The following is a 24,331-nucleotide window of genomic DNA, read 5'->3' as shown; positions in this document are numbered from 1 at the left end:
TCCTTGTGCTCGTGCCCCCCATGAACAGGGCACCATGATGATCCGCAGACACCGTCATGGGATATCCATCCGGCCCTGTCCGACAAGACTCTATCAGCATCAATCCAGCAGGGGTACCCCCTCCCCGGTGCTCCCGTCTCGTTTGGGTGACTTGAGCAGCAGCACCAGGGGAATGGCGCACAGGCTGACCCACATCATCAGACGAAAATCCTGCAGGTAGGCGAGCAGGCTGGCCTGGCGGGTCACCTCGCCGTTGAGCTCCACCAGCCCCTTGACCGTGTCCAGCTTGGCGATCTCGCCGCTCTGATGCAGCGCCATGTTGAACGGATTGATGTAGGAGGCGAACACCTCGTGATTCATCTGGGTGCGCTGGGCCAGGTAGGTGATCACCACAGAGATGCCGATGCTGCTGCCGATGTTGCGCACCAGGCTGAACAGCGCCGTGCCCTCGTTGCGATAGCGCGGCGCCAGGGTCGCGAAGGTGATGGTGGAGAGGGGCACGAAGATGAAGCCGAGCCCCAGCCCCTGGATGATGCCGGTGCGCACTATGTCCCAGCTGCCGATATCGGTGTTGAACAGGGTCATCTCCCACATGGAGAGGCTGGTGAGCAGCAAGCCCAGCAGGATCAGGATGCGCACATCCACCCGGCCCGACAGCCGACCCACCAGCATCATGGCGAACATGGTCCCCACCCCGCGCGGGGCCAGCAGGTAGCCCACATCGATCACCGGATAGCCCATCAACCCCTGCATGAAGGGGGGCAGCAGCGTCATGGTCGCCAGCAGTATGATGCCGACGATGAAGATGAACACCAGGCCGACGCTGAAGTTGCGATCCCGAAACAGGGCCGGCTCTATGTAGGGATGGGGGTGGGTGAAGATGTGCACCACGAACAGATAGAAGGCCATCACCATCAGGGCGGTCTCGATCACTATCTCCCGGCTGGCGAACCAGTTCTGGGACTCCCCGCGGTCCAGCGCCATCTGCAGCGCCCCTATGCCGAGGCTCAACAGGGCGAACCCCAGCAGATCGAAGCGGCGGCTGGCATCGATCTTCGTCTCCTCGATGAAGGCGGCAAGCCCGAACCAGGCCAGCAGGCCGAACGGCAGGTTGATGTAGAAGACCCAGCGCCAGTTGTAGTACTCGGTGAGCCAGCCCCCGAGAGACGGCCCCAGGATGGGGCCCACCATGACCCCTATGCCCCACATCGCCATGGCGGAGCCGTGTTTCTCGGGGGGATAGGTATCGAGCAGCACCGCCTGGGAGAGGGGCACCAGGCTGGCGCCGAAGATCCCCTGCAGCAGGCGGAACAGCACTATCTGATCCAGGCTCTGGGCCGCGCCGCACAGCATGGAGGCGACGGTAAAGCCCGCCACCGACCACATGAACAGTCTTTTGCGGCCAATTCTTGCCGAGATAAAGCCGGTCAGCGGCATGAAGATGGCGGCCGCGACTATGTAGGAGGTGAGCACCCAGGAGATCTGATCCTGGGTCGCCCCCATGGCCCCCTGCATGTGGGGCAGGGCCACGTTGGCGATGGTGGTGTCCAGGGCCTGCATGATGGTGGCCAGCATCACCGACAGTGTGATGAAGGTGCGACGGGAAGCCTGGTCGGCCTGCCCTGTGGCTGCACTCGTCATATCAACCTCGACCTGACAGGCCGGGCAGAGTGCGCTGGTGACCGGTATCGATTTCGGCGGTGGCGCTCAGGCCGGCGCGCAGGGTGGGCAGGTCCGCCTCCTCGTCCAGCTTGATCCGCACCGCGACGCGCTGGGCTATCTTGACCCAGTTGCCGGTGGCGTTCTGGGCCGGGATCACCGAGAACTCGGAGCCGGTGGCCGGGCTCAGGCTCTCCACTACCCCGTGCCAGCGGGCGTCCGGGTAGGTGTCCACGCTGATGTCCACCTTCTGACCCGGCTGCACATGGGTCAGCTCCGTCTCGGTGAAGTTTGCCTCCACCCAGGGGGTGTCCGTCTCCACCAGCATCATGGCGGTCATGCCCACTATGCTGTACTGGCCGGGCTTGGGTAGCTGGCTGGCGATGCCGTTGGCGGGGGCATAAATGGTGGTGCGGGCCAGATCCAGCCTGGCCTTGGCCAGCTCGGCGGCGGCTTCCCGGTAGGCGGGCTGCTGCTCCACCGGCAAGTTGACGTCGCCGCTGAGGGAAGCCTCTATCTTTTTGAGTCCCTCCTCCAGCGCCACCTGCTGCTGACCTGTCTGTATGGTGAGCTGGCGGGCGTCATCGTAGTTGGCGGTGGAGGTGAAGTGCCTGGCCACCAGATCCGCCTGACGACGTTCCTCCTTCAGGGCATAGGCATGGCGAGTGCGGGCCACGGCAATCTCCGCCTGCTGACCGCGATAGCTGGTCTGTAGCGCCACCAGATCGGTACGCACCTTGGCAAGTTCCGCTTCGGCCTTGGTCACGGCGACCTGGAAGGACTCGGGATCCAGTTCGAACAGCGGCTGACCGGCCTTGACCTGCTGGTTTTCGGCGACGAACACCTTGGCCACCCGGCCCAGCACCTCGGTGCTGATGGGCACCTTGTCCGCCTTCACATAGGCGTTGTCCGTCTCCACATAGCGTCCGCCATGCAGATAGATGGCGCCCGCCCCGAGCAGGGCCAGCGCCGGCACCACCACCAGCAACAGCAGGCGGGTACGGCGTCGGTTGGCCGCGGGACGGGAGGAAGAGGGGGAATCAGTGGTCATGATATGGCTCCACGTTGGTTGGCATCACAGGAAAACATCAGAGGTGGCCCAGGTTGGCACGCAGGATCTTGAGGGAGCGGCACAGCGCATCCGTCGCCTCCTCCCCCAGCTCGCCGATGGCTCTCTGATGCACCTGATCCGAGGCCTGCTTGATCATCGCCAGATAGGGGGTCGCGGCCTCGGTCAGAAACAGCTGATGGGCTCGTCTGTCATGGGGGTCGCTGCGCCGCTCCACCAGGCCGCTCTCCGCCAACTGATCGAGCTGGCGGGCCAGGGTGATGGGCTGGATATCGAGCCGATCCGCCAGATCCACCTGACGGATCCCCTCGCTGCGGGCGATGTGCACCAGGGCGCGGGCCTGGGCCAGGGTAAGGCAGCTCCCTTCCAGCTGCTGCTGGAACTGGCGGCGCATCAGACGCTGGACGTCGCCGATGAGAAAGCCAAGGGTGTCGGGTTGTTGGTTCATAGTACGCAACCTATATAGTAAGCTTTGCTTATTATAAGCAATACCGTGTCATGTGCAAGCTGGCCCCGACCGCCGTTTGGGTTCATGCTGGGGAACACCCCTCTCATCGGCAGGAGAATCCCCATGAACATCAGGATGGAACGAGACAGCCTGGGAGAGATAGCCGTCCCGGCAGACAGGCTCTGGGGGGCCCAGACCCAGCGCTCCCTGCACCACTTCAACATCTCGGGAGAACGCCAGCCCATGGCGATCATTCATGCTCTGGCCCGGATCAAGCAGGCCTGCGCCCGAGCCAATCTGAGCCTGGGCCTGCTCAACTATCAGGTGGCCGAGGCCATCATGGCCGCCGCCGCCGAGGTGCTGGCGGGGCGCCATGACGAGGAGTTTCCCCTGGTGGTGTGGCAGACAGGTTCCGGCACCCAGACCAACATGAACCTCAACGAGGTGCTGGCGAACCGGGCCAGCGAACTGCTGGGGGGCCCGAGGGGAGAGGGGCGTCTGGTGCATCCCAACGACGAGGTGAACAAGAGCCAGTCCAGCAACGACGTCTTCCCGAGCGCCATGAACCTGGCGGCGGTCACCGCCATCAGGGGCCAGCTGCTGCCGGCCCTCATCACCCTCAGAGAGACCCTGGCCGACAAGGCCGCCGCCTTCGACGACATCGTCAAGATAGGGCGCACCCATTTGCAGGACGCCACCCCCCTCACCCTGGGCCAGGAGATCTCCGGCTGGGTCGCCCAGCTCGCACAGGGTGAGCGTCACATCCGGGCCGCCCTGCCCCATCTGTGTGAGCTGGCGCTCGGTGGCACCGCGGTGGGCACCGGTCTGAACTGCCCCCCTGGCTTTGCCGAGGCGGTGGCCAGGGAGCTCGCCAGCCAGACGGGGTTGCCCCTGGTCACGGCGCCGAACAAGTTCGAGGCCCTGGCGGCGAGCGACGCCCAGGTTCATGCCCACGGCGCCCTCAAGACGCTGGCGGCTTCTCTCATGAAGATCGCCAACGACGTGCGCTGGCTGGCGAGCGGCCCCCGCAGCGGGCTGGGGGAGCTCATCATCCCCGAGAACGAGCCCGGCTCCTCCATCATGCCGGGCAAGGTCAACCCGACCCAGAGCGAGGCACTCACCATGCTCTGCGCCCAGGTGATGGGCAACGACGTGGCCATCAACATCGGCGGGGCCAGCGGCAACTTCGAGCTCAACGTGTTCAGACCCATGATCGCCTACAACTTCCTGCAGAGCGTGCGGCTGCTGGCGGACGGCATGCAGAGCTTCCACGATCACTGCGCCGTGGGCATCGCTGCTAACCGTGCGCGCATCGACGAGCTGCTCTCCCGCTCCCTGATGCTGGTGACGGCCCTCAATCCCCATATCGGCTATGACAAGGCGGCCGAAATCGCCAAACTGGCGCACCATCAGGGGCTGAGTCTGCGGGAGGCGGCCATCGCCTCGGGCCACCTCAGCGCGGAGCAGTTCGACGCCTGGGTGGTGCCCGCCGACATGGTGGGCCGGCAGCCATAAGGCAGCTCGGCGCACGGCCATCCGATGCCCGGGTAATACCGGCGAAAATGGTGGGATTCAACAAAGAGGAAAAGAGATAGACAAGACAAGATGAAAAGGGCGCCATGGCGCCCTTTTCATTGCAGATCTGCCGTCAGGTCTTGCTCTGGCAGTTGAACATCCAGTGGGTGCCGAACTTGTCCACCAGGGATCCGAAATAGTCGCCCCAGAACATCTCCGCCAGCGGCATCTCCACCTGGCCCCCCTCCCCCAGGGCCGCAAACAGGCGGTCGGTCTCGGCTCGGCTGTCCGGCTCCAGGTTGAGGTAGCTGTTGTTGCCCTGCACCAGGGTGAATCCCATGCTGGCCGGGGCGTCCGTGCCCATCAGCACGTGGCCGCCGAGGATGGGCAGGGCCACATGCATCACCAGCTCCCCGTCTTCCTGTGACAGAGGGGGCTGGCCCGGGCAACCCGGGGACTCCTTGAACCTGTGAATGGGGCCGTCAAACTCGCCGCCGAACACCTCGCGATAGAAGAGGAAAGCCGCCTCCGTCTCCCGGGCAAAATTGAGATAGGTACTGACACGCGCCATGGGTTTCTCCTTGATCACCAATAGCTGGCCCCTGTGGCCAGCTAACAGCATAGAAGAGCACGGGACGCTGTCAGGTGGCGATCCGGCGCCCCTCCCCGCATGGGGTGCAGGGAATGGCCCGCTCGCTGGCCTCGCTTCGGTCGCACCAGCAAAAAGCGCAACCCGATTTTCAAAAGGTTGCACCTCGTGTCCAGCCTTCATAAGGTGCATTGCCAACCCATTAATAATGCAGTGAAAAGGGGACAAGCGGCGGATTTGAAGAGAGCCTGATGGAGACCTGATTCATGGAAGAATTCAACAATGTAACCAATACATTAAAATTTCTTGCTTGAAGGTTGCACCTAGTTGCACCATCATCGGCGAAATTTAACCGTCCGGTAATATTGTTACCTTATAGACACAGGAAGTCCCATGGCCACTACCACCCTCGGCGTCAAACTCGATGAAGCGACCCGCGACCGTCTCAAGCAGGCAGCTCAGACCCTGGATCGCACCCCCCACTGGCTGATCAAGCAAGCCATCTTCACCTATCTGGAGCAGCTGGATCGCGGCCTGACCCCGCCCGAGCACTCCGGGCTGGCTGCCGCCGCCGGGGAAGAGGCCGTCGAGACCCTGACCGAACAGGGCATCCAGATCTTCCTCGAGTTTGCCGAGAGCATTCTGCCCCAGTCCGTGCTGCGGGCCGCCATCACGGGGGCTTATCGTCGCCCCGAGACCGAGGCCGTCCCCATGCTGCTGGAGCAGGCCCGTCTGCCCAGGGAGAAGGCTGACGCGACCCAGAAGCTGGCCATGGGCATCGCCGAGAAACTGCGCAACCAGAAGAGCGCCAGCGGCCGTCAGGGCCTGGTGCAGGGGCTGCTGCAGGAGTTCTCCCTCTCCTCCCAGGAAGGGGTGGCCCTGATGTGCCTGGCGGAGGCGCTGCTGCGCATCCCCGACAAGGCGACCCGGGATGCCCTGATCCGCGACAAGATAAGCGGTGGCAACTGGAGCCAGCATCTGGGCCAGAGCACCTCACTGTTCGTCAACGCCGCCTCCTGGGGCCTGCTCATCACCGGCAAGCTGGTGGCCACCCACAACGAGGCGGGCATGAACAGCTCCCTCAAGGGGCTGATCGGCAAGGGGGGTGAGCCGCTCATCCGCAAGGGCGTCGACATGGCGATGCGCCTGATGGGTGAGCAGTTCGTCACCGGCGAGACCATCGCCGAGGCGCTGGCGAACGCAGGCGGCATGGAGAGCAAGGGGTTCCGCTACTCCTACGACATGCTGGGGGAAGCGGCCCTGACGGAAGAAGACGCCAAACGCTATCTCGCCTCCTACGAGCAGGCCATCCACGCCATCGGCAAGGCCTCCCACGGTCGCGGCATCTACGAGGGGCCGGGCATCTCCATCAAGCTCTCCGCCCTGCATCCGCGCTACAGCCGCGCCCAGTACGATCGCGTCATGGAGGAGCTCTACCCCACCCTGCTGGGCCTGACCCAGCTCGCCAGGCAGTACGACATCGGCATCAACATCGACGCCGAGGAGGCCGATCGCCTGGAGATCTCCCTCGATCTGCTGGAAAAACTCTGCTTCGATCCGTCCCTCGCCGATTGGAACGGCATCGGTTTCGTCATCCAGGCCTACCAGAAGCGCTGCCCCTATGTGATCGACTATGTCATCGATCTCGCCAAGCGCAGCCGTCACCGCCTGATGATCCGCCTGGTGAAGGGCGCCTACTGGGACAGCGAGATCAAGCGCGCCCAGCAGGAAGGGCTGGAAGGCTACCCCGTCTATACCCGCAAGCCCTACACGGACGTCTCCTACCTCGCCTGCGCCCGCAAGCTGCTGGCGGTGCCCGAGTCCATCTATCCCCAGTTCGCCACCCACAACGCCCATTCGTTGTCGGCGATTTACCAGCTCGCCGGTCAGAACTACTACCCGGGCCAGTACGAGTTCCAGTGCCTGCACGGCATGGGTGAACCGCTCTACGAACAGGTGGTCGGCAAGGTGGCCGACGGCAAGCTGGGTCGCCCCTGCCGCATCTATGCCCCGGTGGGCAGCCACGAGACCCTGCTCGCCTACCTGGTGCGCCGCCTGCTGGAGAACGGGGCCAACACCTCCTTCGTCAACCGCATCGCGGACAACAACATCTCCCTCTCGGATCTGGTGCAGGATCCGGTGCAGCAGATCGAGCAGATGGCCGCCCGTGAAGGGGCCCTGGGTCTGCCCCATCCGCGCATCCCCCTGCCCCGGGATCTCTACGGCGAGGCGCGCCCGAACTCCGCCGGTCTGGATCTCGCCAACGAGCACCGCCTGGGGTCACTCTCCGCCGCCCTGCTCGCCAGCACCAACACCGCCTATCAGGCCGTGCCCATGTTGGGTAATGAACAGCTGGGTTGCGACACCGAGGCGCCGACCCAGTTCCAACCCGTGGTCAACCCGGCGGATCACCGCGATATCGTCGGTCAGGTGAGTGAAGCCACGGTAGCGCAGGTGGACAAGGCTCTCGCCTGCTCCCTCACGAGCGGCCAGATCTGGCAAGCGACCCCCCCTGCCGAGCGGGCCGCCGTGCTGGAGCGCGCCGCCGATCTGATGGAGTCCGAGCTGCAACCCCTGATGGGCCTGCTGGTACGCGAATCCGGCAAGACCTTCGCCAACGCCATCGCCGAGGTGCGCGAGGCGGTGGACTTCCTGCGCTACTACGCCGCCCAGGCGCGCAACCACTTCACCAATGACACCCACAGACCGCTCGGCCCCGTGGTCTGCATCAGCCCCTGGAACTTCCCGCTGGCCATCTTCAGCGGCCAGGTGTGCGCGGCCCTGGCCGCCGGCAATACGGTGCTGGCCAAGCCTGCCGAGCAGACCCCCCTCATCGCGGCACAAGCGGTGCGCATCCTGCTGGAAGCTGGGGTACCCGCCGGTGCGGTGCAACTGCTGCCGGGCCGGGGTGAAACCGTGGGTGCTGCCCTCATTGCGGACGAACGGGTGCGCGGCGTCATGTTCACCGGCTCCACCGAGGTGGCGGGCATCATCTCCCGCAACCTGGCCGGTCGCCTCGACGCCCAGGGTCGCACCATTCCGCTCATCGCCGAGACCGGCGGCCAGAACGCCATGATCGTCGACTCTTCCGCCTTGACCGAACAGGTGGTGATGGATGTCATCTCCTCGGCGTTCGACAGCGCCGGTCAGCGCTGCTCCGCCCTGCGGGTGCTGTGCGTGCAGGATGACGTGGCGGATCGGGTGATCCGGATGCTCAAGGGCGCCATGGCCGAATACAAGGTCGGCAGCCCCGAGCACCTCTCCACCGACATAGGCCCCGTCATCGACGCCGAGGCCAAGGCCAACATAGAGCGCCACATCAAGGCCATGGGCGACAAGGGGCGCAAGGTGCACCAGATCGCCCGCACCCAGGGGGATGCCTGCAGCCGCGGCACCTTCGTGCTGCCGACGCTCATCGAGCTAGACAGCCTGGACGAGCTGGGACCCGAGGTGTTCGGCCCCGTGCTGCACCTGGTCCGCTACCCCCGTACCAGACTCGGCGAGCTGCTCGCGCAGATCAACGGCAGCGGCTACGGCCTGACCCTGGGTGTCCATACCCGCATCGACGAGACCATCGCCCAGGTGGTCAACACCGCCAAGGTCGGCAACCTCTACGTCAACCGCAACATAGTGGGCGCCGTGGTCGGGGTGCAGCCCTTCGGCGGGGAAGGGCTCTCCGGCACCGGTCCCAAGGCCGGTGGCCCGCTCTACATGTATCGCCTGCTCGGCGCCCGTCCCCAGGAGGCGGTGGCCAACCAGCTGCATCAGGAGTCCGGTGCCCTGCATGCCGAGGCGAAAGCCCCCCTCTTGGCCCTGCGCGACTGGGCGAGCAAGCAGGATCCGGCACTCGCCGCCCTGTGCGATCACTACGCCGCACTCTCCCAGAGCGGCCGTACCCAGTTGCTGACCGGCCCCACCGGCGAGCGCAACAGCTACAGCCTGCTGCCCCGGGAACGGGTGCTCTGCCTGGCAGAAGAGAAGGCAGACCTGCTGGCCCAGTTGGCCGCCTGTCTGGCGGTCGGCAGCCAGGTGCTGCTGCCGGACGATGCCCAGACCCGCTCCCTGCTCTCTTCCCTGCCGACCGAGGTGCGGGATCCCATCGCGCTGGTGGCGGACTGGGCCACGGGGGAGGCGGACTTCGATGCCCTGCTGCACCACGGCGACTCGGATCAGTTGCGAGAGGTGAGCAAGCTCGCCGCCGCGCGCCAGGCGGCCCGTAACGGCGCCATCATAGGCGTGCACGGCCTGCATCGCGGCGAGACCGACATCCCGCTGGAACGCCTGCTCATCGAGCACGCCCTCTCGGTCAACACCGCCGCCGCCGGTGGCAACGCCAGCCTGATGACCATAGGCTAAGCGCCGAAGCGTTCCCTGAATCCAAGCCCCGCTTTTGCGGGGCTTGTTCTTTCGTCTGTGGGACACGCCCATGAAAAAGGCCGCCCTTGTCGGGGCGGCCTTTTTGTTCTCCCTTCTCCCCTCGCGGGAGAAGGGTTGGGGATGAGGGGCAACTCGCCTACACATACTCCATAAAGACGCGGGAAGTGAGCTTGGTGATGAGCTCGTAGGGGGAAGATCGTGCCTATCTCCTCGACCGCCATCCCGAGTCAAAGTGTTAGACGTACTCCATAAAGACTCTGGACGTCAGCTTGGTGATGAGCTCATAGGGGGAAGACGTGCCTATCTACTCGGCCGCCATCCCGAGTCAAAGTGTTAGACGTACTCCATAAACACCCGGGAAGTGAGCTTGGTGATGAGCTCATAGGGAATGGTGCCGATCTGGTCGGCCACCCGCTCCACCGGCAGGCCTTCCCCCCAGAGCACCGCCTCGTCACCGGCCTTGTCGGTGGCGCCGGGGCCGAGATCCACCGTCGTCATGTCCATGGAGACGCGACCCACCAGGGGCACGATGCGGCCATTGACCAGCACTGGCGTGCCGTTGGGGGCCATGCGCGGATAACCGTCGCCATAGCCGATGGCAATCACCCCGAGCCGGGTATCGCGATCCGACACCCAGTTGGCGCCATAGCCCACCGGCTCCCCCGCCTTGTGCTCCCGCACCGCAATCAGTTGTGTCTTGAGGGTCATCACCGGCTTGAGGTCGTAATCGGCCGCCACCGTATTGGGGAAAGGCGAAACGCCGTAGAGGATGACGCCGGGGCGCACCCAGTCGCAGTGAGAATCCGGCCAGGCCAGGATGCCCGCCGAGTTCGCCATGGCCCGCTCGCCCAACAGCGGCGCGGTCAGCTGGCTGAACAAGTCAATCTGCTCGCGGGTGGTGGGTTGCTCCAGCTCATCGGAGCGGCTGAAGTGGGTCATGACGTTGAACGGCTGCACCAGGTTCTTGCACTTGCCGAGGCGCTCGATAAAAGCAGGCATCTCGTCGGCCCGCACCCCGAGCCGGTGCATGCCGGTGTCGAGCTTGAGCCAGGCCACCACGGGAGCGGGCAGCTCGGCCTGCTCCAGCGCCTCGAGCTGCTCCCAGGTGTGCACCGCGGTCTGCAGGTTGTTGGCCGCCAGCACCGGCAGGTCGGCACTCGAGAAGAATCCCTCCAGCAGCACTATGGGTTTGACCACGGCGCAGGAGCGCAGCATCAGTGCCTCCTCGATGCGAGCCACCGCATAGGCGTCCGCATCCACCAGGGTACGGGCCACCGGCAGCAGGCCATGGCCATAGGCATTGGCCTTGACCACGGCGATGATCTTGCATTGGGGAGCGTGGCGCTTGACCACGGCGAGGTTGTGGCGCAGGGCCGCTGTATTGATCTGGGCGATAGCCGCTTTCATCTGTTTTCCCTTACGAGGGCATGATAATCAGGCACCGGGTGGTGTCAGCCCTCAAATCTCATCGTCTAAGGCCGGACCGGCAGAATTGTCGAACCGGGAAAACAAGCCCTGACGGTCGGCCACTATCTGAGTTGGCCATCGGTCAGGGCAGTTGTAGTGATGGCTACGCAGCCTTCACCTTGGGTTTACATCAATAGTCATCATCAAACGCAGGACCCGCGTAGTTGTCAAAGCGCGAGAACTGGCCCTGGAAGGTGAGCCGCACCCGGCCTATGGGACCGTTACGCTGCTTGCCGATGATGATCTCGGCGATCCCCTTGTCGGGACTGTCGTCGTGATAGACCTCGTCGCGGTAGATGAACATGATCAAATCCGCATCCTGCTCGATGGAGCCCGATTCCCGCAGATCCGAGTTGACCGGCCGCTTGTCGGCCCGCTGTTCCAGGCTTCGGTTCAGCTGGGAGAGCGCCACCACTGGGCATTGCAGTTCTTTGGCCAGGGCCTTGAGAGAGCGGGAGATCTCACCTATCTCCAGGGTCCGGTTGTCGGAAAGCGCAGGCACCCGCATCAGCTGCAGGTAGTCGATCATGATCATGGAGAGGCCGCCGTGCTCGCGGGCGATGCGCCGGGCGCGGGAGCGCACGTCGGTCGGGGTCAGGCCGGAGGCGTCGTCTATGTACATCTTGCCCTTCTCGAGCAGCAACCCCATGGTGGAGGAGAGGCGGGCCCAATCCTCGTCGTCGAGCTGGCCGGTCCGCACCTTGGTCTGGTCGATGCGCCCCACCGAGGCGAGCATACGCATGATGATCTGCTCGGAGGGCATCTCCAGGGAGAAGATGAGCACCGGCTTGTCGGCGGTGAGGGCCGCGTGCTCGCACAGGTTCATGGCAAAGGTGGTCTTGCCCATGGAGGGACGGGCCGCGACGATGACGAGATCCGAGCGCTGCAGGCCGGCGGTCATCTTGTCCAGATCGTTGTAGCCCGACGAGACGCCGGTCACCCCGTTGTGGGGGGTCTTGAACAGCTCCTCAATCTTGTCGACGGTCTGTTCGAGAATGAGCTTCAAGGGCTGGGGACCCTCGTTGGCGCTGGTGCGCTGCTCGGCGATCTTGAACACCTTGCTCTCGGCGAGATCCAGCAGATCGCCGGAGGTACGGCCCTGGGGCTCGTAGCCCGCCTCGACTATCTCGTTGGCGACCGAGATCATCTCCCGCACCACGGCGCGCTCGCGCACGATTTCGGCGTAGGCGCTGATGTTGGCGGCGCTCGGGGTGTTCTTGGCGATCTCCACCAGATAGGCGAAGCCACCGGCCTCCTCCAGCTGCTCGGAGCGCTCCAGCTCCTCCTGCAGGGTGATGAGGTCGATGGGGTTGCCGGCGTTGGAGAGCCTGTCCATGGCCTGGAAGATCAGCCTGTGGGGTCGGCTGTAGAAGTCCTTGTCGATCACCCGCTCGGCCACCCGATCCCAGGCCTCGTTGTCCAGCATCAGGCCGCCCAGTACGGACTGCTCTGCCTCGAAGGAGTGGGGGGGAACTTTCAGCTGTTGTGTCTTGGCGTCTTTTTTCGCCGTCACTTGCTCTGCCATACACCTAAAAACCGCAGCGGGAAGGGGACGGGAATTTTACAAAAGAAAGCCCGCCACCGCGAGCGCTAATCTGGCGAGAAACCGGATCGGCCCGCGCCGCCCTTGCCAGGGAGGCACCACTCGGGCAGGCTGTCTCCCCCTTACTTCGTTCATGAACAATTCATGCCTGGGATGATACTCCTAGCGCCAAGCTGCGCCACATTGCGGGACTGGCAGCCTGCCATGCGCCTTGCCACTAGCGGGACATGCCCCACCCATAGCTGAGAGTGAAACGCGTCAAAATGAAAAAAATGCTGACCCTGTTTGCCCTGATCCTGGCCATTGGCCTGGGGGCCCCCATCGCCGAAGCCAAGAAATTTGGCGGCGGCAAATCCTTTGGCAAGAGCTACAAGACGGCGCCGGCCCAACCGGCGGCCAAGCCTGTGGACAACAAGAATCCGACCCTGGGCGCGCAAGCGGCTCCCAAGAAGAGCGGCATGATGGGCGGCCTGCTGGGCGGCCTGCTGGCCGGTGGCCTGTTCGCCTACCTGCTGGGCAGCGGCGCCTTCGAAGGTCTGCAGGGCATGGACATGCTGCTGATAGCGGCTCTGGCCCTCGGCGCCTTCTTCCTGATCCGCGCCCTGCGCCGCAGCAAGGCGGCCCAGATGTCACCCCAGCAGCGCACGGCCTATGCCGGCTACCAGCCTCAGGCTCCCCAGCAGTTCGAGCAGAGCGCCAGCGCCCCGCAGGCGACCGGTTTCGCCGACAGCGACGTGCCCTTCCGCCTGCCGCCGGGCTTTGACATGAACGGTTTCCTGTCCGGTGCCCGCGATCACTACCGCACCCTGCAAGAGGCCTGGAACCAGAACGATCTGGAGAAGATGCGCGAGTACGTCAGCCCCGAGCTGTTCGAGCAGCTCAAGGCGGAGCGCGCCGAGCTCTCCGGCGAGCAGCATACCGAAGTCATGTACGTGGACACCCAGCTGGTGCGCGCCGACCACGGCAGCGACTGGGCCCAGGTGAGCGTGCGCTTCAGCGGCCGCTACATGGACCGTCAGGAGCAGGTCGAGGAAGATATCAAGGAGGTATGGCACCTGGAGCGCAACCTGGCCAAGGCCGGCGCCCCCTGGCATATCGTGGGTATCGAGCAGCTCTGATCCCGCGCTCTGCATGCTGAAAAGGCGACCTTGCGGTCGCCTTTTTCATTGCCGGGGGCTGCACGCGCCTTCGCTTTCGGCCCTGTCATGCGTCACGCAAGGCTGCATCCTCTACGCCCTGGGCCCTGCGAGACCAGGATGCGCCCGCAATAGCATCCCGGGATGCGTGATCTGACCCGCCTCGCCCTCCCCCGCTCATGCCATGCAGCCCCGTGGGCTCAGGCGCTCGGCACAGATGCTGGCACGGCAATGCCCTGGGCCGCGCCATGGCAACACCGTCCTTGCAGCAGGCCACCGCGAGCCAGGCAGCAGGCCGAACTCCCAAACGGACATGAGTGCTCTCCCCATGGCTCCTCGAAAGTCACCAGCAATCGACGCCTGGGCCGGGCGGCATGGAATCCAGCCCCTGCGTCCAACCCCTCCCCCCTCAAACCCGGCCATAAAAAAAGAGCCCTCTCGGGCTCTTCCTCATGACGCGGACCTTGTGTCTTAGAGGATAAAGGTCGACACCTGCTTGCTGAGATCCGTGGCCCGGCCCTTGAGGCTGTGGGCCTGATCCAGATCGCGCATGGCGGAGGCGGTGATCTCGTCGGTCACGTCCTTGATCGCCGTGGTGTTCTGAGTGATCTCGCCGGTTACCTGGGTCTGCTCCTCGGCGGCGGTCGCTATCTGGCCCGCCATGTCGGAGATGAGGGACACGGCCTGGGTGATCTCTTCGAGCGCGGCGGCGGCGGCATCGGCATCCTGCACGCTGTTGTCCGCCAGACCCTGGCTGGTCTGCATCAGGCTGACCGCACGGGCCGTGGTCTGTTGCAGGGTCTCTATGGTGGACTGGATCTCCTGGGTGGAGTCCTGGGTGCGGCGCGACAGCACCCGCACCTCGTCCGCCACCACGGCGAAACCGCGGCCCTGCTCACCGGCACGGGCGGCCTCGATGGCGGCGTTGAGCGCCAGCAGGTTGGTCTGCTCGGCGATGCCCTGGATGGTGGAGAGGATGCCGGAGATGGCCTGGGCGTGGCGGCTCAGCTCGCCGATCACCTCGGTCGCCTGCCCCACTTCACTGGCCAGGCTGTTGATGGATTGCCGGGTCTGGTTCACCAGCTGCTTGCCCTGCTCGCTGCTCTGGGTCGACTGCTGGGCCGCCGCCGCCGTGTTTTCGGCGTTGCCGGCGATCTCCATGGTGGCGCTGGCCATCTCGGTGACGGCGGTGGCGACCATGGTCACCTCCTGCTGTTGGCGCTGCAGCTCTTCCACCGCAGCCTGGTTGGTGACCAGACTACGCTCCGCGTCCGCGTCCAGCTCGTGGGCCAGGTTGCGAATGTGGCCAATCAGCTGATGCTGGCTGCCGACGAAGCGGTTGAAGCTGTCCGCCAGCTGACCCACCTCGTCATTGGCATCTATCTTGATGCGCTGGGTCAGGTCGCCGTTGCCGTCGGCGATGCGGGCCAGGGCCTGGGAGACCTTGACCAGGGGGCCCAGCAGCAGGCTGACTAGCCAGGAGATGGCGAGTATGCTGCCCACCAGCACCACCAGCGCCATGGCCAGCTGGGTCATCAGCAGGGAGGAGAGGGGCGCCTCCAGGGTCCCCTTGTCCAGCACCAGTACCAGCTCCCAGTCGGTGCCCGGCACATCGACCGCCAGCAGCAGCTTGTCGCGGCCTTCGCCGTCAAAGTAGGCCGGCACCAGGCTCTGGCTCGCCTTGCTCTGATCGATCAGGGCATTGGTGAGATCGTTGTCGATCTCGGTGGCCGGCTTCATCGCCTTGGCGGCATCCTTGTAGGCGATGACGGTGCCGTCCTTGTGCATCATGATGGCAAAACCGTCGGCGGGCAGCTTCATCTTGGTGATGTCTTCCACCAGGGCCGCGATGGAGAGATCCCCCCCCACCACGCCACCCTGGGCCGGCTGGGCCAGGGTGACCACCATGACGTTGTAGGCCACGTCCAGGTACGGCTTGGTCACTATCATACCGCCCTTGGCCATGGCTTCCTGATACCAGCCGCGGGAGCGGGGATCATAACCGTCACGGTTGATGGAAGGGTCGGAGTCATGCATCTTGCCGCTGCCCTCACCAAAATAGGTGAGCTGAAAACGGCCGGAGACCTGGGCCTGCTGCAGGGCATCGAGGGGCTGGGCACTCGCCTTGTTGCCGAGCGCCTGGATGACGTCCCGGCGGGCCGCGAGCCAGTCACTGACACTCTGGGCCTGCTGGTCGCCCAGACGCAGCACCTGCTCCTGACTGCCTTGCAGCAACTGGTTTTTCTGGCTGGAGTAGCTCTGCCAGGAGAGCAGCAGGATCACCAGCGAGAGCGCGATCACCACAGATAACAGTATCTTCTGCTTGAGTGAGAGGTTTTTCATCATGTGTGCTTCTTATGTCAGGAAGAGAGTGTGCCCACCGATGCCATCGGCATCCTAGTCTTGCAGCAATGAATAGCGGCCGGTTGCGGAAAATCTGAACCCGGATCTTGCCAACCCGGCAAATTTTTCGCCCCCGCGGCCAAAAATGCACCACTCATTGCACCATCGAAGACGACAAGGGCGGGGCAACCCTGTTTATTCCTTCCACAATTGGCTAGAATATCCCGTTTTTAAATCACATCGACCCCGAGAGTTTTCACGATGTTTGAAGTCAATCCTGTATTAAACAAGCTTAAGGAGCTGTCTGAGAGGACCGAGCTGCTTAGGGGGTACCTTTGACTATGACGCCAAGAAAGAGCGTCTAGAAGAGGTCAATGCCGAGCTGGAACAGCCGGACGTCTGGAATGAACCCGAGCGTGCCCAGGCCCTGGGCAAGGAGCGCGTCGCGCTGGAAAACGTGGTCGGCACAATCGACACCCTGACCCAGGGCGCCGACGACGTGGCCATGCTGGTCGAGCTGGCCGTGGAAGGCGAGGACGAGGACACCTTCAATGAAGCCGTGGCCGAAGCCGACGGGCTGGAGGCCAAGCTGGTGGATCTCGAGTTCCGCCGCATGTTCTCCGGCCAGCACGACGCCTCCGACTGCTATATCGACATCCAGTCCGGCTCCGGCGGCACCGAGGCCCAGGACTGGGCCAACATGGTGCTGCGCATGTACCTGCGCTGGGGCGATGCCCACGGCTACAAGCCCGAGCTCATCGAATGCTCCGAAGGGGACGTGGCCGGCATCAAGTCCGCCACCATCAAGTTCACCGGCGAGTATGCCTTCGGCTGGCTGCGCACCGAGACCGGCGTGCACCGTCTGGTACGGAAATCGCCGTTCGATTCCGGTGGCCGTCGTCACACCTCGTTCTGCTCCGTGTTCGTCTATCCCGAGATCGATGACGACATCGACATCGAGATCAACCCGGCGGATCTGCGCATCGACGTCTACCGCGCCTCCGGTGCCGGTGGTCAGCACGTCAACCGGACCGAGTCCGCGGTGCGTATCACCCACATCCCGACCGGGGTGGTGGTGCAGTGCCAGAACGACCGTTCCCAGCACAAGAACAAAGATCAGTGTATGAAGCAGCTGAAGGCCAAGCTCTACGAGCTGGAAATTCAGAAGCAGAATGCCGAGAAGCAAGCCCTGGAAGAGACCAAGTCCGACATCGGCTGGGGCAGCCAGATCCGCTCCTACGTGCTCGATGACGCCCGTATCAAGGATCTGCGCACCGGCGTCGAGACCCGCAACACCCAAGGGGTGCTCGACGGCGATCTGGACAAGTTTATCGAAGCCAGCCTGAAGTCAGGCCTGTAAACACAGAACAGCAGGAATCACCATGTCTGAACAAACCACCACTGCGGAAGTCGATCAATCACTCGAACTCAACAACGAGATGACTGAGCGTCGTTCCAAGCTGGCCGCCTTGCGCGCCCAGGGCAATCCCTTCCCCAACGATTTTCGTCGTGACAGCCTCTCCGGCGATCTGCACGCCGAGTTCGGTGACAAGAGCAGCGATGAGCTGGTCGCCCTGGGTAAACGGGTATCGATCGCCGGTCGCATCATGACCCGCCGGATCATGGGCAAGGCATCGTTTGCGACTCTGCAGGACATGGCTGGCAAGATCCAGATCTACGTGACCCGTGACGACCTGCCGGAAGGCTTCTACAACGAGCAGTTCAAGAAGTGGGATCTCGGTGACATCGTCGGTGTCGAAGGTACCCTGTTCAAGACCCAGACCGGCGAGCTCTCCGTGCACGTCGAAGCCATCCGCCTGCTGACCAAGGCCCTGCGCCCGCTGCCCGAGAAGCACAAGGGGCTGACTGACCAGGAAGCCCGCTGCCGTCAGCGTTACCTGGATCTCATCGCCAACGAAGAGTCCCGCAAGACCTTCGTGACCCGTACCAAGGTGGTGGCAGGTATCCGCAAGTTCCTGAACGACAAGCGTTTCATGGAAGTGGAAACCCCCATGATGCAGGTCATCCCGGGTGGCGCCTCCGCCCGTCCCTTCGTCACCCACCACAATGCGCTGGACATCGACATGTACCTGCGTATCGCTCCCGAGCTCTATCTGAAGCGTCTGGTGGTCGGTGGTTTCGAGCGTGTCTACGAGATCAACCGCAACTTCCGTAACGAAGGTATCTCCGTTCGCCATAACCCCGAGTTCACCATGCTCGAGTTCTATATGGCCTACGCCGACTACATCGATCTGATGGATCTCACCGAGGAGATGCTGCGCACCCTGGCCCAGGACATCCTGGGGGACACCAAAATCCGTTACGCCAAAGAGGGCGAAGAGGGCCTGACCATCGATTTCGGTCAGCCGTTCCAGCGCCTCTCCATGGTGGACTCCATCCTGAAGTACAACCCGGATGTGACCCGTGACGATCTGGCCACCCTGGAGAAGGCCACCGCCGTCGCCAAGGGCCTGAAGATCGAGCTGATGAAGAGCTGGGAGCTGGGCCACGTGATCACCGCGATCTTCGAAGAGACGGTGGAACACATGCTGCTGCAACCGACCTTCATCACCGAGTACCCGGCCGCCGTCTCCCCGCTGGCCCGTCGCAACGACCAGAACCCGGACGTGACCGACCGCTTCGAATTCTTCATCGGCGGCCGCGAGCTGGCCAACGGCTTCTCCGAGCTGAACGATGCGGAAGATCAGGCCGAGCGCTTCCAGGCTCAGGTTGACCAGAAAGCCGCAGGGGACGACGAAGCCATGTTCTACGACGCCGACTTCGTCACCGCGCTGGAACACGGTCTGCCCCCCACTGCCGGTCAGGGCATAGGTATCGACCGTCTGGTGATGTTGTTCACCAACAGCCACACCATCCGCGACGTCATCCTGTTCCCGGCCCTGCGTCCGCAGAAATAAGGTCCGCAGACGGCAAGCTGTCAGGCCACCCCTGACAGCCAGTGCAACGAGAGGCTCCGCCATGGCGGGGCCTCTTTTTTTATGGTTACATCATGACAATGGCGCCCCATGGACCTTAGCCAAGCGGGAGCAGCCACTCTCTCTTGACTCAGGATCAGGACACTCTCCCGACGCCACCATGGGCGCCATCCCGCATCCAGCGTCCGTCCGACTCTTCTTAATGCCTCAATCGAATAAAAAAGACATTTTTATTCTTTGTTGTTATCCATCGTACCCCTTACCCTGACCAAAAATCAGACCATGGAAGACGTGTGTGATGCAAGTGACGGACTCTTTGACCCAGATAACCCCCCTCTCCGATGAGCAGCAGCGCCAGCTGAGCCAGGCCCTCGCCACCCTCAACAGCCAGCAACTGACCTGGGTCAGCGGCTACCTCTATGGTCTGGCCCAGGCCGGTGGCGGGGTGGTGGCGGCTCCGATCCCAGCCGCAGCGGCCGGCGGCAGCCTGACCATTCTGTACGGCTCCCAGACCGGCAACGCCAAGGGGGTGGCCAGCGCCATCCACCAGCAAGCCCAGGCACAGGGACTGCCGGTGACCCTGGTCTCCATGGCGGACTACAAGCCCAAGCAGCTCAAGAAGGAGACCCACCTGCTGGTGGTGGTGAGCACCTATGGCGAGGGCGAGCCGCCCGAGCCCGCAGTGGATCTGCACGAGCAGCTCAAGAAGGGCAAGCTCGGCAAGCTCGACGGCGTCAAGTTCGCCGTGCTGGGGCTGGGGGACAGCTCCTATGAATTCTTCTGCAAGACAGGTCAGGATTTCGATGGCTGGCTGGCCCAGGCCGGCGGTGAGCGCATCGCCCCCCTCGCCAGCCTGGACGTGGATTACGAGGCCGGCGCCAAGGCCTGGACCGAACAGGCCCTGGCTGCGGTCGCCGCGACCCTGAATACGGGCCCGACCGGCTCTGTGGCTGGCGCCGTCAAGGCGGCCGTGGGTCACAGCCAGTTCGACAAGGCCAACCCCTTCCCGGCACGGCTGTCAGTCAACCAGAAGATCACCGGCCGCGACTCCACCAAGGACATCCGTCACATCGAGATCAGCCTGGAAGAGTCCGGCATCCACTATCAGCCCGGTGACGCCCTCGGGGTCTGGTTCGACAACGAACCCGACCTGGTGGGCGAGGTGCTGGCCCTGGCCGGTCTGACCGGTGACGAGGCCACCCCCCATGGCAGCCTGCGCGAGGCGCTGACCCGTCACTACGAGCTGACCCGGCTGCACGGCGGCTTCATCACCGGATTGGCCGAGATCTCCACCGATGCGGCGCTCCATGACATCGCCGGTGACAAGGCCCAGCTCAATGCCCTGGTGGCGTCCGCCCAGGTGGTGGATGTGCTCAAGCGCTTCCCGACCCCCCTTGGCGCCGAGCAGCTGACCGGCCTGCTGCGCCCGCTCACCCCCCGCCTCTACTCCATCGCCTCCGCCCAGAGCGAGGTGGAGGAAGAGGTCCACCTGACCGTCGGCGTGGTGCGCTACCCCCAGGAAGATGGCACTGTGCGCAGTGGCGCCGCCTCCTCCTATCTGGCCGACAGGCTGGATGACGGGGCCGAGGTGCGGGTGTTCGTGGAGCACAACGACAACTTCCGCCTGCCGGCCAATCCCGATACCCCCGTCATCATGGTGGGTCCGGGCACCGGCATCGCCCCCTTCCGCGCCTTCTTGCAGGAGCGAGACGCCATCGGAGCCTCTGGCAAGAACTGGCTCTTCTTCGGCAACCCCCACTTTACCCAGGACTTCCTCTATCAGGTGGAGTGGCAGCGCTATGTGAAGTCGGGCCTGCTGTCGAAGATCTCCCTGGCCTTCAGCCGGGATCAGGCCGAGAAGATCTATGTGCAGGATCGCCTGCGCGAGGCGGGGCTTGAGCTCTACCAGTGGCTGGAAGCCGGCGCCCACTTCTATGTGTGCGGCGACGCCAACCACATGGCCAGGGATGTGCAGGAAGCCCTGCTGGATGTGATTAGCGAGCACGGCCACAAGAGCCGTGAGGAAGCAGAAGAGTATTTGAGCGAATTGCGTCGTGCCAAACGTTATCAAAGGGATGTCTATTGATGAGCAAGCAACTTATTCCGGGACCGGTCGAAGGGCCGCTGGCTGACAACGAACGCCTCAAGCGCGAGAGCAACTTCCTGCGCGGCACCATAGAGCAGGATCTCAAGGATCCCCTCACCGGCGGCTTCAACGGCGACAACTTCCAGCTGATCCGCTTCCACGGCATGTACCAGCAGGATGACCGCGACATCCGCCCCGAGCGCGCCGCCCAGAAGCTCGAGCCCCTGCACAACGTCATGCTGCGCGCCCGTCTGCCGGGCGGCATCATCACCCCGGCCCAGTGGCAGGTGATCGACAAGTTCGCCGAGGAGCACAGCCTGTACGGCAGCATCCGCCTGACCACCCGCCAGACCTTCCAGTTCCACGGGGTACTGAAGCGCGACATCAAGCTGATGCACCAGACCCTCAACAGCACAGGCATCGACAGCATAGCCACCGCCGGGGACGTGAACCGCAACGTGCTCTGCACCAGCAACCCGGTGGAGTCCGAACTGCACCAGGAGGCCTACGAGTGGGCCAAGCAGATCTCAGAGCACCTGCTGCCCAAGACCCGTGCCTACGTGGAGATCTGGCTGGACGGCGAGAAGCTTGGCGAAGACGAGGAGCCCATCCTGGGTTCCAACTACCTGCCGCGCAAGTTCAAGACGACAGTAGTGATCCCGCCCCACAACGACATCGATGTCCACGCCAACGATCTCAACTTCGTGGCCATCGCAGATGGCGGCAAGCTGGTGGGCTTCAACGTGCTGGTGGGCGGGGGTCTGGCCATGACCCACGGCGACACCAGCACCTATCCGCGCAAGGCGAGCGACTTCGGCTTCATTCCGCTCTCCCACGTGCTGGACGTGGCGGCGGCCGTGGTCAGCACCCAGCGCGACTGGGGCAACCGGGTCAACCGCAAGAACGCCAAGACCAAGTACACCCTCGAGCGGGTGGGCGTGGAGGCCTTCAAGGCCGAGGTGGAGCGCCGCGCCGGCATCGCGTTTGCCGAGAGCCGCCCCTATGTCTTCACCAGCCGTGGCGATCGTTTTGGCTGGGTGGAGGGGATCGACGGCAAGCATCACCTGACCCTGTTCATCGAGAACGGCCGCCTGCTGGACTTCCCGGGCAAGCCCCTCAAGACCGGTATGCTGGAGATCGCCAAGATCCACCAGGGGGATTTTCGCCTCACCGCCAACCAGAACCTGATCATCGCCGGGGTGCCTGCCGGCGAAAAGGCCCGCATCGAAGCCCTGGCCCGCCAGTACGGCCTCATCGATGATGGTGTGAGCGAGCAGCGCAAACAGTCCATGGCCTGCGTGGCCCTGCCCACCTGCCCCCTGGCGATGGCCGAGGCCGAGCGCATGCTGCCGGCCTTTGTCACCGACATCGAAGGACTGCTGACCAAGCACGGCCTGGCGCAGGATGCCATCATCTTCCGGGTCACCGGCTGCCCCAACGGTTGCGGGCGCGCCATGCTGGCGGAGGTGGGTCTGGTGGGCAAGGCCCCGGGCCGTTACAACCTGCACCTGGGCGGCAACCTGGAGGGGACCCGCATCCCCCGCATGTATCAGGAGAACATCACAGAGCCGCAGATCCTGGCAGAGCTGGATGCCCTCATCGGCCGCTGGGCCAAGGAGCGCAACCAAGGCGAGTGCTTCGGCGACTTCGTGATCCGTGCCGGCATCATAGCCCCCGTGGTCAACTCCGCCGTGGACTTCTACGCCGCCTGATCCCAAGGGCGCCGCGAGGCGCCCGTTTCTTCACAGAGCGAGACACAGAGATGACACTGGATCTGACACAACTGCTCACCCTCTCCAAAGAGGAGCAGGTCGCCGCCCTGGCCCCCCACAACCGCGAGCTGGAGGCCATGAGCGCCCCCGAGCGGGTACGCTGGGCCCTGGCCAACCTGCCGGGACAGCACATCCTCTCTTCGAGTTTTGGCATTCAGGCGGCCCTGATGCTGCACCTGGTGAGCCGCGAGCAGGCCGATATCCCCGTGGTGCTGACCGACACAGGTTATCTGTTCCCCGAAACCTACCGCTTCATCGACGAGCTGAGCGAGCGCCTCGCCCTCAACCTCAAGATCTACCGGGCCGATCTCAGCCCGGCCTGGCAGGAGGCCCGCTTCGGCCTGTTGTGGGAGCAGGGGGTGGAGGGGATCACCCGCTACAACCAGCTCAACAAGGTGGAGCCCATGGACAGGGCCCTGAATGATCTCGGCGCCCAGACCTGGTTCTCGGGCCTGCGCCGGGAGCAGTCCGGCAGCCGCGGCAAGCTGCCGGTGCTGGCCATCCAGCGCGGCCGCTTCAAGTTCCTGCCGGTCATAGACTGGAGCAACAAGGACGTCTTCTACTACTTCAAGGAGCACGACCTCCCCTACCACCCCCTGTGGGAGCAAGGCTACCTGTCGGTGGGCGATGTCCACACCACCGCCAAGTGGGAGCCCGGCATGAGCGAGGAGCAGACCCGCTTCTTCGGCCTCAAGCGCGAATGCGGCCTGCACGAAGAGAGTGGCGAGAGCGACGGCTCGGGGATCTGATCCCGCCGCCCCCAATACAAACGCCCGGGTCATCCCGGGCGTTTTCATGGCTGGACACAGTGGCAAGGATTAGAGCTTGCGCCCGAGCCGCCTCTCGACCTGGCGTCGCTCCCAGTCGGGGCCGAGCCACTTGGGCAGCTTGAACAGGTTGAAGGCGTGGGCCCCCAGCCCTATGCCCCAGCCCAGCATGGGCCACCAGGCCCAGATATGTCCCGGGCTGGTCACCAGGTTGATGACCCAGAGCAGGCTGATCACCAGCCCGTAGCTGATGAGGTGGCCGTAGAACCCCTTCAATCCCTGCACAAATTCCATCGCCTCGCGCTCGTCCGGCGCAACGCCTTGCGCTCCCTTGGTTTCACTCATCTCGCTCTCCTGCAGTTGACTGATGTCGAGTTCGAAGACGGCGGCCAGGGCCTTGAGGGATTCGAGACCGGGGGCCTGGCCCCCCTCTATCCGTTGCACCGTGCGGACACTCAACCCGGACAGGGTGGCCAGTTGATCCTGTGACCAGCCGCGCTGCAATCTCAACTTCCTGACGATCATCGATGAACTCCTTGTGGTAGTGACGAGAGCAAGCGTACCCGGCTTAGGCGAAATCCTTGACGACAGCGACCCGACATTCGGGTGACAGTCATTGCAGAT

Annotated in this window: 16 protein-coding genes; 8 read left to right on the top strand and 8 right to left on the bottom strand. The window is 64.0% G+C overall.

The window, feature by feature from the left end:
• Positions 1-99: 99 nt before the first annotated feature.
• Genes BN1119_RS01520 through BN1119_RS01510 form a run of 3 tightly spaced genes read right to left on the bottom strand, consistent with a single transcriptional unit; the run spans position 100 to position 3,176 of the window.
• The gene (locus tag BN1119_RS01520; RefSeq protein ID WP_041992852.1) at positions 100-1,641 is read right to left on the bottom strand and encodes a DHA2 family efflux MFS transporter permease subunit; all 1,542 of its coding nucleotides are present in this window, start codon (positions 1,639-1,641) and stop codon (positions 100-102) included.
• Position 1,642: 1 nt separating this feature from the next.
• The gene (locus BN1119_RS01515; protein ID WP_041992850.1) at positions 1,643-2,710 is read right to left on the bottom strand and encodes an HlyD family secretion protein; all 1,068 of its coding nucleotides are present in this window, start codon (positions 2,708-2,710) and stop codon (positions 1,643-1,645) included.
• Between the two features lie 37 nt (positions 2,711-2,747).
• On the bottom strand, positions 2,748-3,176 hold the full coding sequence (locus BN1119_RS01510; RefSeq protein ID WP_041992847.1) for a MarR family winged helix-turn-helix transcriptional regulator: 429 nt from the start codon (positions 3,174-3,176) through the stop codon (positions 2,748-2,750).
• Between the two features lie 123 nt (positions 3,177-3,299).
• Here BN1119_RS01510 and fumC point away from each other — a divergent pair, with 123 nt between their 5' ends.
• A complete protein-coding gene (gene fumC, locus BN1119_RS01505; RefSeq protein WP_041992844.1) occupies positions 3,300-4,691 on the top strand; it encodes a class II fumarate hydratase in 1,392 nt (463 codons plus the stop codon).
• A 133-nt stretch (positions 4,692-4,824) separates the two neighbouring features.
• On the opposite strand, the gene BN1119_RS01500 is transcribed toward fumC, so the two are convergent.
• Positions 4,825-5,262, bottom strand: coding sequence for a VOC family protein (locus BN1119_RS01500; RefSeq protein ID WP_041992841.1), 438 nt, complete (start codon positions 5,260-5,262; stop codon positions 4,825-4,827).
• A 411-nt stretch (positions 5,263-5,673) separates the two neighbouring features.
• Between BN1119_RS01500 and putA the strand changes: the two genes are divergently transcribed.
• Positions 5,674-9,636, top strand: a complete 3,963-nt coding sequence (gene putA, locus BN1119_RS01495; RefSeq protein WP_041992839.1) for a trifunctional transcriptional regulator/proline dehydrogenase/L-glutamate gamma-semialdehyde dehydrogenase — start codon at positions 5,674-5,676, stop codon at positions 9,634-9,636.
• 354 nt (positions 9,637-9,990) lie between these two features.
• Here the strand turns inward: putA and alr are convergent, their stop codons facing one another.
• Together alr and dnaB are read right to left on the bottom strand one after the other, a co-directional pair.
• On the bottom strand, positions 9,991-11,064 hold the full coding sequence (gene alr / locus BN1119_RS01490; RefSeq protein WP_041992837.1) for an alanine racemase: 1,074 nt from the start codon (positions 11,062-11,064) through the stop codon (positions 9,991-9,993).
• Positions 11,065-11,254: 190 nt separating this feature from the next.
• Positions 11,255-12,649, bottom strand: coding sequence for a replicative DNA helicase (gene dnaB, locus BN1119_RS01485; RefSeq protein ID WP_041992836.1), 1,395 nt, complete (start codon positions 12,647-12,649; stop codon positions 11,255-11,257).
• A gap of 281 nt (positions 12,650-12,930) precedes the next feature.
• Here dnaB and BN1119_RS01480 point away from each other — a divergent pair, with 281 nt between their 5' ends.
• On the top strand, positions 12,931-13,785 hold the full coding sequence (locus BN1119_RS01480) for a Tim44 domain-containing protein (RefSeq protein ID WP_041992834.1): 855 nt from the start codon (positions 12,931-12,933) through the stop codon (positions 13,783-13,785).
• 489 nt (positions 13,786-14,274) lie between these two features.
• On the opposite strand, the gene BN1119_RS01475 is transcribed toward BN1119_RS01480, so the two are convergent.
• Entirely contained in the window at positions 14,275-16,146 is a 1,872-nt protein-coding gene (locus BN1119_RS01475) for a methyl-accepting chemotaxis protein (RefSeq protein ID WP_041993805.1), read from the bottom strand.
• 261 nt (positions 16,147-16,407) lie between these two features.
• Between BN1119_RS01475 and prfB the strand changes: the two genes are divergently transcribed.
• The 5 genes from prfB (at position 16,408) to BN1119_RS01450 (ending at position 23,689) form a co-directional block, all read left to right on the top strand.
• Positions 16,408-17,506 (top strand): peptide chain release factor 2 gene (gene prfB / locus BN1119_RS01470; RefSeq protein WP_111874099.1). Its coding sequence is split into 2 segments (ribosomal slippage): positions 16,408-16,482 and positions 16,484-17,506, totalling 1,098 coding nucleotides; the frame shifts between segments, so codons are not numbered across the junction.
• Between the two features lie 22 nt (positions 17,507-17,528).
• The gene (gene lysS, locus BN1119_RS01465) at positions 17,529-19,064 is read left to right on the top strand and encodes a lysine--tRNA ligase (RefSeq protein WP_041992831.1); all 1,536 of its coding nucleotides are present in this window, start codon (positions 17,529-17,531) and stop codon (positions 19,062-19,064) included.
• A gap of 316 nt (positions 19,065-19,380) precedes the next feature.
• Positions 19,381-21,168, top strand: a complete 1,788-nt coding sequence (locus BN1119_RS01460) for an assimilatory sulfite reductase (NADPH) flavoprotein subunit (RefSeq protein WP_041992828.1) — start codon at positions 19,381-19,383, stop codon at positions 21,166-21,168.
• Entirely contained in the window at positions 21,168-22,880 is a 1,713-nt protein-coding gene (gene cysI, locus BN1119_RS01455) for an assimilatory sulfite reductase (NADPH) hemoprotein subunit (RefSeq protein WP_041992826.1), read from the top strand. The genes BN1119_RS01460 and cysI overlap by 1 nt, the downstream gene beginning before the upstream one ends.
• A 50-nt stretch (positions 22,881-22,930) precedes the next feature.
• Complete coding sequence (locus BN1119_RS01450; RefSeq protein ID WP_041992824.1) at positions 22,931-23,689, top strand: phosphoadenylyl-sulfate reductase; 759 nt, start codon at positions 22,931-22,933, stop codon at positions 23,687-23,689.
• Between the two features lie 69 nt (positions 23,690-23,758).
• On the opposite strand, the gene BN1119_RS01445 is transcribed toward BN1119_RS01450, so the two are convergent.
• Positions 23,759-24,232 carry a 2TM domain-containing protein gene (locus BN1119_RS01445; RefSeq protein WP_041992822.1) on the bottom strand — a complete coding sequence of 158 codons (474 nt, stop codon included), beginning with the start codon at positions 24,230-24,232 and terminating at the stop codon, positions 23,759-23,761.
• Positions 24,233-24,331: the final 99 nt, after the last annotated feature.

The sequence above is a fragment of the Aeromonas bivalvium genome, from assembly GCF_000819765.1.
Classification (GTDB): domain Bacteria; phylum Pseudomonadota; class Gammaproteobacteria; order Enterobacterales; family Aeromonadaceae; genus Aeromonas; species Aeromonas bivalvium.
Note: the sequence above shows the minus strand (reverse complement) of the source record. Positions and strands in the feature narration are given on the sequence as shown.